10 protein-coding genes are annotated in these 12,712 nt (G+C 51.0%); 9 read left to right on the top strand and 1 reads right to left on the bottom strand.

Annotation, left to right across the window (positions count from 1 at the left end):
- Nucleotides 1-17: 17 nt before the first annotated feature.
- Nucleotides 18-734, bottom strand: a complete 717-nt coding sequence (locus tag ACO6UX_RS19525) for a winged helix-turn-helix domain-containing protein (RefSeq protein ID WP_422450025.1) — start codon at nt 732-734, stop codon at nt 18-20.
- A gap of 817 nt (nt 735-1,551) precedes the next feature.
- Here ACO6UX_RS19525 and nrdA point away from each other — a divergent pair.
- From nrdA to ACO6UX_RS19480, 9 genes are all read left to right on the top strand, one after another.
- On the top strand, nt 1,552-3,822 hold the full coding sequence (gene nrdA, locus ACO6UX_RS19520; RefSeq protein WP_422450024.1) for a class 1a ribonucleoside-diphosphate reductase subunit alpha: 2,271 nt from the start codon (nt 1,552-1,554) through the stop codon (nt 3,820-3,822).
- A gap of 309 nt (nt 3,823-4,131) precedes the next feature.
- Complete coding sequence (gene nrdB, locus ACO6UX_RS19515; protein WP_422450023.1) at nt 4,132-5,262, top strand: class Ia ribonucleoside-diphosphate reductase subunit beta; 1,131 nt, start codon at nt 4,132-4,134, stop codon at nt 5,260-5,262.
- Nucleotides 5,263-5,353: 91 nt separating this feature from the next.
- Nucleotides 5,354-5,638, top strand: coding sequence for a class I ribonucleotide reductase maintenance protein YfaE (gene yfaE / locus ACO6UX_RS19510; protein ID WP_101747835.1), 285 nt, complete (start codon nt 5,354-5,356; stop codon nt 5,636-5,638).
- A gap of 131 nt (nt 5,639-5,769) precedes the next feature.
- Nucleotides 5,770-6,927 carry a hypothetical protein gene (locus ACO6UX_RS19505; RefSeq protein ID WP_422450022.1) on the top strand — a complete coding sequence of 386 codons (1,158 nt, stop codon included), beginning with the start codon at nt 5,770-5,772 and terminating at the stop codon, nt 6,925-6,927.
- 362 nt (nt 6,928-7,289) lie between these two features.
- Complete coding sequence (pyrB, locus tag ACO6UX_RS19500; RefSeq protein WP_422450021.1) at nt 7,290-8,222, top strand: aspartate carbamoyltransferase; 933 nt, start codon at nt 7,290-7,292, stop codon at nt 8,220-8,222.
- 10 nt (nt 8,223-8,232) lie between these two features.
- A complete protein-coding gene (pyrI, locus tag ACO6UX_RS19495; protein ID WP_101747838.1) occupies nt 8,233-8,691 on the top strand; it encodes an aspartate carbamoyltransferase regulatory subunit in 459 nt (152 codons plus the stop codon).
- Between the two features lie 159 nt (nt 8,692-8,850).
- Nucleotides 8,851-9,162 (top strand): hypothetical protein, encoded by a 312-nt coding sequence (locus ACO6UX_RS19490; protein WP_422450020.1) that lies wholly within the window; start codon nt 8,851-8,853, stop codon nt 9,160-9,162.
- 345 nt (nt 9,163-9,507) lie between these two features.
- Entirely contained in the window at nt 9,508-10,914 is a 1,407-nt protein-coding gene (gene rhlB, locus ACO6UX_RS19485) for an ATP-dependent RNA helicase RhlB (protein ID WP_422450019.1), read from the top strand.
- 270 nt (nt 10,915-11,184) lie between these two features.
- On the top strand, nt 11,185-12,588 hold the full coding sequence (locus tag ACO6UX_RS19480; RefSeq protein WP_422450018.1) for a PhoH family protein: 1,404 nt from the start codon (nt 11,185-11,187) through the stop codon (nt 12,586-12,588).
- Nucleotides 12,589-12,712: the final 124 nt, after the last annotated feature.

Below are 12,712 nucleotides of genomic sequence, written 5' to 3'. Positions count from 1 at the left end.
AGCAACTTACTCATTTGTCACATGCTCTTCACAAAAAGATACCCTTTACTGCGCACCGTCTTGATCAGACGAGGGTGCATCGGGTCGTCGCCAATTTTGGGGCGAATGCGTGAAACCCTGACATCGATGGAACGGTCCTGACCGTCGTATTCAATCCCGCGCAACTGGGCAAAGATCTCTTCCCGGCTCAACACCCGGCCAGCATTTGAACAGAGCAGCCAGAGCAGATCAAATTCAGCGCTGGTGAGGTCGACGCTCTGGTCATCCAGCCAGGCCTCACGCATGGAGTTATCAACCACCAGCGCGCCAAAGCGAAGGCTATTCTGCACTTCCGGCTCGTCTTCTAACGGTGCCGAGCCCCTTCTCAGCAGGGCTCTTATACGGGCAAGCAATACTCTTGGACGGACCGGTTTGGCAACATAATCATCCGCACCCATTTCCAGCCCCAGCACTTCGTCAAGGTCATCGGTGCGGGCAGTCAGCATCAGTATCTGACCATGATACTGGCCTCGCACCCGGCGACAGATGGACACCCCATCTTCCCCCGGCAGCATCAGATCCAGTACCACCAGATCGGGGCGCTCACTCAAAATACGTTCAACGGCCTTACCACCATCACCTTCCACCGACACCTGAAGGCCATTATTTTCAAGATACTCACGGGTCAGGGTTGCCAGACGCTCATCATCCTCAACAATCAGGATGCGACCCGTTTCTGCATTATCCAAAGCCATTGTTTTACACCCCAGGGTTTAAGAGACGAAATATTGAAAGCGGCAAAAAACCGGCACTTCACTGGCAATCTGATGGTTTATGGGCCGTAGATGTTACACTACCGACGATCGAACGTCCTCCCCGGAACCGGAGCAGGCCCAAACATTTCTGAATCAACGTCCGGAAGCCAGAGTATTCATGATTTTTTTCTCCGAAGCGGACTCAGAATATTTTTTTATTTTGACAAAATCCCATCTTGAGCTTGCAAACTTCTCGTTCTGTCTGAAAAAGTTACCCGGGAGTTAGTGGGCACCAACACCGAAAGAAATCCACATCTTATCCACAGCACCCCCCCGGTTTTATCGGCTTGAATTTCTCCCGACTGCGCATTATCTTGTGTAGATAAACGGCCGCTACACTATATATGGTACCCCTCGCTGCTGAGTAACACATTGCCGCCCGAGCAACCCGGCATACCGGAAATGCCTCAGGCAACAGTCCAGCCAAACAGCGGATTTACTGTTGGCAGCAGCACATAACGGAAGAGCGGACGGTAATCAGGGAAGAATGCTTATACAGATTGTCAGCTGCGCGGCCTCGCGGTTCCGCCGCTACAGCCTGTCTCGCAGAGGCGGGGATCTGACTCATCAGGTATATCCCGGACAGATTCATAGTCTCACAGCCACCGCAGTGTACAGTGGCTGGCGATAAGACAGTGATGGACAGCACGTGCAGTAATACTGTCTGCTGGTCTGACCGGGCCATGAAGCGTGCTGCAAGGTCATTGATAGCCGCGCTTGATCAAGCGTGTTCATTGAATACACAGGTAAGGGCTGAATGAATAAAAATATCCTGGTCACCAAGCGTGACGGAGATAAGGAACAACTGGATCTTGAGAAGATCCATAAAGTGATTACATGGGCAGCCGAGGGCCTGGACAACGTCTCCGTTTCTGAAGTTGAACTTAAGTCTCACATACAGTTCTACGATGGCATCAAGACCACGGATATCCATGAAACACTGATCAAATCCGCTGCCGACCTGATTTCGGCCCAGGCTCCGGACTATCAGTATCTGGCTGCCCGCCTGGCCATCTTCCACCTGCGGAAAAAGGCCTACGGCCAGTTTGAACCGCCCGGACTGTATAGCCATGTGGTCAAACTGGTGGAGATGAAGAAGTATGACCAGCACCTCCTGACGGACTACAGTGAAGCTGAGTTTGATCAGATGGAACGCTTTATTGATCACCGCCGGGATATGAACTTCAGCTATGCAGCGGTCAAGCAACTTGAGGGCAAATACCTGGTGCAGAACCGGGTAACCGGCGAGTACTACGAGAGCCCCCAGATTCTGTACATGCTCATTGGTGCCTGCCTGTTTGCACAATACCCGAAAGAGACTCGCCTGGATTTCATTGAGCGTTTCTACCATGCGGTGTCCACCTTCAGACTCTCTCTGCCCACCCCGATCATGTCCGGGGTACGTACACCTACCCGTCAGTTCAGCTCTTGCGTACTGATTGAATGCGGGGACTCACTGGACTCCATCAATGCCACGTCCAGCGCTATTGTTAAATACGTCAGCCAGCGGGCGGGGATTGGTATCAACGCCGGTAATATTCGCGCCCTGGGCAGCCCGATCCGTGGGGGAGAAGCCTTCCATACCGGCTGTATCCCTTTCTACAAGCACTTCCAGACGGCCGTAAAATCGTGCTCTCAAGGTGGTGTTCGCGGTGGCGCAGCGACCCTCTTCTACCCGATCTGGCACCTGGAAGTTGAAAACCTGCTGGTTCTGAAAAACAACCGGGGGGTGGATGATAACCGCGTTCGCCACCTCGACTATGGCGTGCAGTTTAACAAGCTGATGTACCAGCGCCTGATCGAAGGCGGTAATATCACCCTCTTTTCACCCAGCGATGTGCCGGGACTTTATGATGCGTTCTTTGCTGACCAGGAAGCGTTTGAAAGGCTCTATAAGCAATATGAGCAGGACAGCAGCATCCGTAAGACCACGCTGAAGGCGATTGAACTCTTTTCACTGTTTGCCTCCGAGCGGGCCAGTACCGGGCGGATCTACCTGCAAAACGTCGATCACTGCAATACCCACAGCCCATTTGATCCGGCAGTGGCCCCGGTTCGCCAGAGTAACCTGTGCCTGGAAATTGCCCTGCCCACCAAACCCCTGGATCATATCCATGACGAAGAGGGCGAGATTGCCCTGTGCACCCTGGCCGCATTTAACCTGGGTGCCCTGAAGGATCTGGCAGAACTGGAAGAGTTGTCAGAACTGATTGTGCGTGCCCTCGACAGCCTGCTGGACTACCAGGACTACCCGGTTGCTGCTGCTTACAACTCAACCATGGGACGGCGTCCCCTGGGTGTCGGGGTGATTAACTTCGCCAACTACCTGGCCAAAAACAATGTCCGGTATTCGGATGGCTCCGCCAATGGCCTGACCCACCGCACCTTTGAAGCCATTCAATACTACCTGTTGAAAGCGTCAAACAAGCTGGCCAGAGAGAAAGGCACCTGCTCCAAATTCAATGAGACCACGTATGCCAAGGGTATCTTACCTATCGATACCTACAAACGTGACCTTGATACGGTTTGTGAAGAGTCCCTGCATCTTGACTGGGAAAGCTTGCGTGAGGAGATCAAGTCGTTCGGCCTGCGCAACTCAACACTGACCGCCCTGATGCCATCCGAGACATCATCCCAGATCAGTAACGCCACCAACGGTATTGAGCCGCCCCGGGGCTTTGTCAGCGTTAAGGCCAGCAAAGATGGCATTCTCAAGCAGGTTGTTCCTGATTTCGTCGAGCTTAAGGATCGTTATGAACTGCTCTGGAACATCCCGAACAACGATGGCTACCTTCAGCTGGTTGCCATCATGCAGAAGTTTGTCGACCAGACGATCTCAGCCAACACCAACTATGATCCCGGTCTCTTTGAAGGCGGCAAAGTTCCGATGAAGCTGCTGCTGAAAGACCTGCTGACCGCTTACAAACTGGGCGTAAAAACACTGTATTACCACAATACCCGTGATGGTGCCGCTGACGCTCAGAATGACATGGATGATGACTGCGCAGGGGGGGCCTGCAAAATCTGATGAACATCCCTTGTCAGAACTATTGATCAATAGCGAACAGCAATCCTGTCTATAGCGCAAATGCTTATAGATAAATAACGCGGTTCGCATCACTCTAGGAGCCTGTCGGACTTAAGACTGTCCTACTGCGGTTGCGATAAATTGGTCTAAAAATTCCTGCTTCTTCGTCAAATAGCCCCGCTATTCTCCTCAGAAGCAGAAATTTTTATCCTCAATTTCTCGCAATCCTCGCTACGGACCCTTAAGTCCGACAGGCTCCCAGGCCAGCAAACCATACGCGGAAACCACTGAATTGGGGCAAATCGAACAATGACATACACCACATTTAACCGGGAACACTTCAATGCTACTCAGGAGCCCATGTTCTTTGGCCGTAATGTCAATGTATCCCGTTATGATGTCCAGAAATACCCGATCTTTGAGAAGCTGATTGAGAAGCAGCTCTCCTTTTTCTGGCGTCCTGAGGAGGTGGACCTCTCAACCGATCGCCGTGACTTTGCTGCGCTTCCCGATCATGAAAGGCACATCTTTCTCAGCAACCTGAAATACCAGACCCTACTGGACTCGGTGCAGGGCCGCTCACCGAACGTTGCCCTGCTGCCTATTGTTTCCCTGCCGGAACTGGAAACCTGGATCGAAACCTGGGCCTTCAGTGAGACCATCCACTCCCGTTCCTATACCCATATTATCCGCAATATCGTCACCGAACCGGCCCGTATCTTCGACGATATCGTGACCAATGAGGCGATTACCAAACGCGCCCGGGACATCACCCGCTACTACGACGCCCTGATCGAAGGTGTCAGCCTTTACCATCAGCTGGGTGAAGGTAAACACACCGTTAACGGCGAAGAAATCAACATCAGCATTACCGACCTGAAGCGCAGGCTCTACCTCACTGTGGTGTCTGTGAACGTATTGGAAGCGATCCGTTTTTACGTCAGTTTTGCCTGCAGCTTTGCCTTTGCCGAGCGCTCCACAATGGAGGGCAATGCCAAAATCATCAAATTGATCGCCCGCGATGAAGCTCTTCACCTGACCGGCACCCAGCATATCCTGCAACTGCTGGCCGATGGCAAAGATGACCCGGAAATGGCAGTGATTGCCCGTGAGCTGAAAGACCAGGCCAGGCAGATTTTTATCGACGCGGCAGAACAGGAAAAAGACTGGGCAGACTACCTGTTCCGTGATGGCTCCATGATTGGCCTGAACCGGGACATTCTTGGCCAGTACGTTGAATACATCACCAACCAGCGGATGGTTGCCGTCGGCTTTGAACCGGCGTTTGCCATCAAACAGAACCCTCTGCCCTGGATGAACAGCTGGCTTAACAGCGACAACGTTCAGGTTGCGCCTCAGGAGGTGGAGGTCAGCTCCTACCTGGTTGGACAAATAGACAGCGAAGTGCAGTCCGAAGATTTCAGCAACTTTTCGCTATAAGTCCTGCATTAAAAAACAGTGTAAGCAGTTCCGATACCCAACGTCCCATAGCCAGGCCTGTTTCAAGCCTGGCTGATACAGGCGAAACACCATGGCTCATATTGTTAAGATTCTTGAAGGCTTCAGCTTTATTCCCCGCAAAGAGCTGACGCTTCTGGAAGCCCTTGAGCAGGAAAACGTCGACATGGAGTATCAATGCCGTGAAGGGTTTTGTGGCAGCTGCCAGGTCACCCTTGTTGATGGTGAAGTCACCTATACCACCGACCCCATCGCCTTTATTCCGGAAGGAAAAATACTGACCTGCTGCTGCCAGCTGAACAGTGACGTCACCATTGAAATCCCGGGCGGGTGCAAAATGAAGAAACACAACTTGTAAGCCTGTTATTCCACCCTCATCAGCGGATCAGGCGCTTTGATTAATCCCCTCACACCTTTAAATTTGAACGTTAGCCTCTTTTTCTGGTCATAGTTATTAACCTCTGGTTTTATATTGGTCAGGAAAGCCCCATGCACCCTAACTCTATACGCCTAATCATTGCAGTCCCCTTACTGCTGAGCATTCTCAGTTTGTTCGCTATTGCTGACGCCACGCCACAGGCGTCTGGCATCACCGCTGAATGGACTGCGCCGCCACCCGCCAATTCCGGCATGGAGCCTGAACAAACGCCCGAATCCAATGAAAACGATCAACAGCAAACCGTTCAAAAAAGAACCGTAGACTACCGGGCCACCACTGAACTGCTATTGGAGCGTTACCCCTATGCCTTGATGAGCTATTTTTCCGAAATGGACGCAATCCTGACCTCCGATGATCCGGAAAAACAGATATTTGCTATTTTCAGGCTCTCTTACCTGGGCTCCAGACAGTTTCTATTCGTGGCGGACCCGGAAGCCATCCCTGAGCAATGGCAGCCCCATTTTACCAGCACCGCCGAGGAGAAACGAAAATCTGGCCAGACCCGCCACCAGATAATCGGCCAGGTCACTATCCCGGACTCGAACATCAAGGTCAGGGTATTTAAACTGACTGAAGACCCTTCATCCAACGCCCAGACCAAGAGCAAGATCGTTCTGGCCCTGGCCGGTGAAAAGTCCGATGAGGCTGTCCAATGCCTGGTTACCCAATCAAAACCCGCTCACCCCGGCAGCTCTCCCTGCTCTCTTGCGGTAAAACAGCTGCAGGATATCAGCGATCTCGCTGATTCCCTGAAAGATATGTATCCGGACCATTCAGTGGAGATAACCGGTTACTCCTTCAGCGGCGCTATTGCCCAGGCCGCCATGTCAATATCCGAGACCATTGAGCAAGCCTACATTTTCAACAGCTACGGTATTCACCCAAGCTGGTTGGCAGGTATGCCCGACAGCCGATTGGCCAGAATTCATCACTCCTATGTTGAAGGCAGCTTTCTTCATGGACAGGACTATAATCCGCTCAGCCGATATTCCCGATGGAAACTGCCGCCGAACAAGGTGGTGGTTGCCGGGATGAAGATTCCTTCCAGCGGGCTTGAAACCAACATACGACATATCTACCAGCTGAACCATCATGACAGCTGGCTGGACACCTTTTATAACTTTGTCACCAGCATCTGGATCTTACACTCCAAAGAGTCGGTTCTAAGGGCATTTGAGGCAAGTTTAAAGCTTGATCTCCCCTGGTAATTTCTTCAGACAAGAGCGTGAGCGGGACTGGCCAGTCTCCGGTCAGGCCGCCGCCCCTGGCCAGAACACTGAAATCCCTTGACCAACGACAGTTGAAGTGTAAAATGCCATACAATTTGTCAACCGGACTGCTTTTACCCAACAAAGAAGCTGACTGATTGACCAAAAAGAGTTAACCTGAACGACACTCACCCGGGATAAGGTTTCGATGACACTGCACATGAACCGTCAGTCAATCAAAAGAACAAGCAGAATCCTTATTACTGGTGCTAACCACTTTATCTGTATTGCAAAATAAAGCCCCTTGATCCAGGGGCTTTTTTTTGACTTGAAAATGACCAAAGGCGACAGGTATTACCCCCATGGGAAACAGGTTCTTTAACAGGAACATTATCTCCATAGCCGACCTTACCCGGGAAGATATGGAACAGATTCTTGCAGTGGCAGCTGAACTCAAACACACGCCACGCCCCGGTCTATTGCAGGGCAAAGTGATTGCCAGCTGTTTTTTTGAGGCATCCACCCGCACACGCCTCTCGTTTGAAACAGCCGTTCAGAGGTTAGGCGGCACCCTGATTGGTTTTGCTGACGGTGGCAACACCTCTGCCAAAAAAGGGGAAACCCTCGCGGACTCCATCAAAATCATCAGCTCCTATACCGATGCGGTGGTGATGCGCCACCCTCAGGAAGGTGCTGCCCGGCTGGCCTCGGAATTCTCCAGTGTCCCCATTATCAATGGCGGCGACGGCTCCAACCAGCACCCAACCCAAACCCTGCTGGACCTGTTTAGTATTCGCGAGTGCCAGGGTCGACTGGATAACCTGAAAGTCACCTTTGTCGGTGACCTGAAATATGGCCGGACGGTGCACTCCCTGGCTCAGGCCCTGACCCACTTTAACGCAGAATTTAATTTTATTGCCCCGGATGCACTGGCAATGCCGGACTACCTCCTGCAGGAACTGGATGAAAAAGGCATCCGTTGGCGTCGGGCGGAAAGCATCGAAGAAGTGGTTGCCGATACAGATATCATCTACATGACCCGGGTTCAGAAAGAGCGATTCGATGAAACCGAGTATAAGCACATCGCCTCAAACTATGTACTGACCAATGAAACCCTGAAACAGGCACCTGCACACCTGAAAGTACTGCACCCGCTGCCAAGGGTTGATGAGATAGCCGTTGAAGTCGATCAAACCCCCCACGCCTATTACTTTGAACAGGCCCGAAACGGGGTATTTGCCCGTCAGGCCCTGCTGGCCCTGATTCTCAATGAATCCTTTGATGACCAGATGTGAGGAATGATCGATGAGTAACAAACTTCAGGTTGAAGCCATCTGCCAGGGCACTGTCATCGACCATATTCCGGCGGGACAGGGGGTAAAAATCCTTGACCGTCTTCATCTGCTGAACAGTGAAGCACGTATTACCGTGGGCTTTAATTTGCCCAGTAAAGCCCGGGGCTTCAAAGATATTATAAAAGTCGAGGGACGGATGTTTACCGAACAGGAGGCCAATGAACTGGCACTGTTCGCACCCAGCGCAACCATCAACGTGATTGATGATTACCGGGTGGTGGATAAGTTCACCATGGCCATTCCGAAAACGCTGAGAGCCGCGTTTGCCTGCCCCAACTCTAACTGCATTACGCATAATGAACCGGTGGCAAGCTATTTCTACCTGCGTCAGAAAAGTCATGATATCCAGCTGAAGTGCCACTATTGCGAAAAATCCTTCAGCAAGGAAATTGTGGCAGAACTCAGATAACGGCAAGAGGGCGTTCAATGGCAGATAAAGAGCGCCTTCTATTTCCGGCCTGATCAAACAACTGATTGAAATAAAAAATAAAATCCTTCCTTTCCCACCAATGTCTAACTTCCAGACACGGCATCTCTACCTATTATTAAATTTTCAGCCAGATGGTGGGTGACAACTATGAGTTCTTGTCCAATATCTAATTTTATCGGTAATCGCTGCATGCCAGACCCTGTAAGAGCGGAGTCTGTTGGGGAAAAGAACCAGAAATTTGCTGAAGAAGCCAGCTTTTTCACCGCCTTGTTCAAAAATCTCACGGTACGACCAGTGCCTGATCCTGGCTTGATGATGGTTCTTAACAAGCAGTGGCTGGAAAGGAAAAAAAGAAAAGTGTCCAAAAAAGGCAAGTCTGAACAATTGTGGCTGGGCAAGCGGGCGGATGATGAGCCATCTGGCGAGTGGGGAAAATTCGAGGACGATTGACCAGACCGTGTTAACTGCACGGCATCCCATTTAGCCGTCGCCGGATTTGCCTGGTGGAAAGACACTATTTCCATGATTCGCGCGAATCCGTACAGTTCGTTTGATTTGTCCATTAAATCGGCGCGATAATACGCCATGTCATTTACCGTGAAGATCCTCTCAAGGTTGCTCTCACGCTATACCATACCCACTCCCACCGTAAAGTGGGCATGGTATTAACCAGCTAACTTCTTCCTCGCCCATCTCTGCGACGATCAGGATAAAGATTGTATCCTTATAGCTGGCTCACCCGGCTGCCAATTGGTAAAGCCATTGTTCAGGACTGAAAGGAACGAGATTAAGGCATTGAGTGGTTTTCTAGGATTTTTTAAGAAAAGCAGCGCGAGTAAAGACGCTTCCCCTGAAAAAGGGAAGAAAGCGCTTTCCGGCAGCAAAAAACAGGCTGCGCATTCCAGAAACAACGTCAAATCATCAAAGCGTCCGAAGCGGACAAGCAGCAGAAAGTCAGACCGTCCTGCCCGGGCTCAGGAAAGCTGGAGTATTGATCAGTTCCAGGTAGCGCCTGACCCTGAAAAGACCCGCTTTCATGATTTTGCCCTGCCCGGCGAACTGATGCATGCGATTGCTGACCAGGGCTTCAAGTACTGCACACCAATTCAGGCAGAGGTGCTGGGCAGCACTCTGGCGGGTCGGGATGCGATCGGCAAGGCTCAGACGGGAACCGGTAAAACGGCAGCATTTCTGATCAGCACGATCAAGCAGCTGATTGACACCCCGGCACCGGATACCCGCTACCTGGGCGAGCCACGCGCGGTCATTATCGCCCCTACACGGGAGCTGGCGTTGCAGATCGGTAAGGACGCTGAAGCCCTGACCCAATACCTTCCGCTGCACGTTGTCACCGTGGTGGGTGGTATGGATTATGAGAAACAGCGTAAACGTATCGGCGAAAATTATGTGGATATTCTCGTTGCCACGCCCGGGCGTCTGCTGGACTACTGTGAGCGTAAAGACCTGTTTCTGGACCTGGTTGAAGTCATGGTGATCGACGAAGCGGACCGCATGCTGGACATGGGTTTTATCCCGCAGGTACGGCGTATTATCCGCATGACGCCAAGACCGGGAGACCGTCAGACGCTGCTATTCTCGGCAACATTCACAGATGATGTATTAAGGCTTGGAGAACAGTGGACCTGGAACCCGGTAAAGGTTGAGATTGAGCCTGACAGTGTGGCCACCGACACGGTGGAGCAAAAGGTTTACATTCTCTCATCGGAACAGAAGTTTCCCCTGCTGGTAAACCTGATTAACCATCACCAGCTGGAAAAAGTCATTGTTTTCACCAATCGCAGGGACCAGACCCGCAAGCTGACCGAACAGCTGCAAAAGGTTGGGATCAGGGCAGACCAAATCTCCGGCGAAGTTCCCCAGAACAAGCGCCTCAGGACTCTGGAAGATTTCCGCTCCGGAAAAATTTCAGTACTGGTGGCTACCGATGTTGCTGGCCGGGGCATCCACATTGACGGAATCAGCCATGTGATCAACTACAACCTGCCTGAAGACCCTGATGACTACGTCCACAGGATTGGCAGAACCGGGAGAGCGGGGGCGAGCGGAACCAGCATCAGCTTTGCCTGTGAAGATGATTCGTTCCTGATTCCGGATCTTGAAGCGCTGCTCGGGGATAAACTGAAGAAGGACTACCCACCGGAACAGCTTCTTGTTGATCCCCGAAACACTAAGCACCGATAAGCTAATAGAGCAGGCGAATGCTAACGATTCGCCTGCTGACATGGGAGAGAACAGTAATAATCAAAAGAAATATCGATCAAAAAAACAGTAAAATTTTTATAAAAAAATACGATATATCCTTTCAAGCATAAGAGTAAAACACATTCACTTAAACCCTTTAGGAGGAGAAAAAAATTTTTTTATTCTTCATCGAAATTTAGCCTTGCCGGATTAACGCTTTTCGATAAGAATCAAATATGAGTAACCCAAAAACAGACAAGGGAGCTGCCTATGGGACATGCCCTGGAAACCAGGCCAGAAAACTCACCCATCACAACCACCTACATACTGGACAGTAACGTCCTGATTCACGACCCTAACTCTATCCTCAACTTTGAAGAACATCAGGTAATCATTCCCATCACCGTTCTGGAAGAACTGGACAAACTCAAGAACGGCAAACAAACCATAGCCGCCGACTGTCGTCAGGCCATACGACTGATTGATAATATTCTGGGTACTGCAACACCTGCGGAGATAGAGCAGGGAGTCCCTATCCAGAGAAGCCACAGCAAGGAAACATCCGGCACACTCTCCATCATGATGAGTCATGCCGACGATAAAATCACCACACTCCCCAGCAGTAATAACGACAACCAGATAATTAACGACATCTGTCAGTATCAGAAAGCCCATCCGGACCGGCAGTTCATACTGGTCACCAAAGACATAAATATGCGCCTCAAAGCCCGGGGCTGCGGTATTCTTACCGAAGACTATCACAGTGACCAGCTGGTCAGTGATATTGGCTTACTGACCAAAGGTTATATCCACTATGAAGGCAACTTCTGGGAACGGGTCAATGAAGTAAAAACAGTACAGCTTGATGGCAAAACCATTCACACCCTGGATAAAAGTGAGTTTGCCGAAGAGTTGTATCTCAACAAGTTCCTTTTAGACGACCAGGGGTTTGTAGCAAAAGTCATTGACCTATCGGACGACCAGGTAAGTCTTCAACACTACAGCAGAGAAAGCCTGATGCATCAGGAAGCCTGGGGGTTGAGACCCTTGAACATCAACCAGGCCATGGCCCTGAATCTGCTGCTTGACCCGGATGTGCATCTGGTGAATCTCAATGGTGCCGCCGGTTCTGGCAAGACCATTCTGGCCCTGGCAGCCGCCATTGAAATGACCATTGCCACGAAACAATACCGGAGAATTATTGCCACCCGTTCCACCCGGGGATTGGATGAAGACATTGGCTTCCTGCCAGGTACCGAGGCTGAAAAAATGGAACCCTGGCTGGGGGCTATTACCGATAACCTGGAAGCGCTGCACAATGATGACGAATCCACCAACAGCAGTGTGGAGTACATACTCGACCGGGTACCGCTGCATTTCAAATCCCTGAACTACATCCGTGGCAGGAGTTTCCAGCAGAGTCTGATCATCATTGATGAATGTCAGAATCTGACTCCCCACCAGATCAAAACCATCATCACCCGCGCCGGTGTCGGCAGTAAAGTGATCTGCCTTGGCAACCTGGCCCAGATCGACACCCCTTATCTGGCCGCCACCAGCTCCGGCTTAACCTATATGACTGAGCGCCTGAAGCATTTCCCCAATGGAGGTTCAATGCAGCTTCAGGGTGTACCAAGGTCACCACTGGCAGCGTACGCTGAAACCCATCTGTAGCTCATTCCTCTTCACGACAAAGCCCCGGATCGCCGGGGCTTTCTATTTATTAACAAATTGATCACACTCCTGCTTCTTAAAGTGATAGCCATTATCAATGGACATGATAGGTCTTATTAACCCA

This window comes from Endozoicomonas sp. ALB091 (assembly GCF_049310265.1).
Classification (GTDB): Bacteria; Pseudomonadota; Gammaproteobacteria; order Pseudomonadales; family Endozoicomonadaceae; genus Endozoicomonas.
This window is presented reverse-complemented; position numbering and strand designations above follow the sequence as displayed.

What these genes read in the sequence shown, in the direction of transcription:
- nrdB (WP_422450023.1), top strand. Translation starts at nt 4,132, where the DNA reads ATGACATACACCACATTTAACCGGGAACACTTCAATGCTACTCAGGAG.
- yfaE (WP_101747835.1), top strand. Translation starts at nt 5,354, where the DNA reads ATGGCTCATATTGTTAAGATTCTTGAAGGCTTCAGCTTTATTCCCCGC.
- nrdA (WP_422450024.1), top strand. Translation starts at nt 1,552, where the DNA reads ATGAATAAAAATATCCTGGTCACCAAGCGTGACGGAGATAAGGAACAA.
- pyrB (WP_422450021.1), top strand. Translation starts at nt 7,290, where the DNA reads ATGGGAAACAGGTTCTTTAACAGGAACATTATCTCCATAGCCGACCTT.
- ACO6UX_RS19525 (WP_422450025.1), bottom strand. Translation starts at nt 734, where the DNA reads ATGGCTTTGGATAATGCAGAAACGGGTCGCATCCTGATTGTTGAGGAT.
- ACO6UX_RS19505 (WP_422450022.1), top strand. Translation starts at nt 5,770, where the DNA reads ATGCACCCTAACTCTATACGCCTAATCATTGCAGTCCCCTTACTGCTG.
- ACO6UX_RS19480 (WP_422450018.1), top strand. Translation starts at nt 11,185, where the DNA reads ATGGGACATGCCCTGGAAACCAGGCCAGAAAACTCACCCATCACAACC.
- pyrI (WP_101747838.1), top strand. Translation starts at nt 8,233, where the DNA reads ATGAGTAACAAACTTCAGGTTGAAGCCATCTGCCAGGGCACTGTCATC.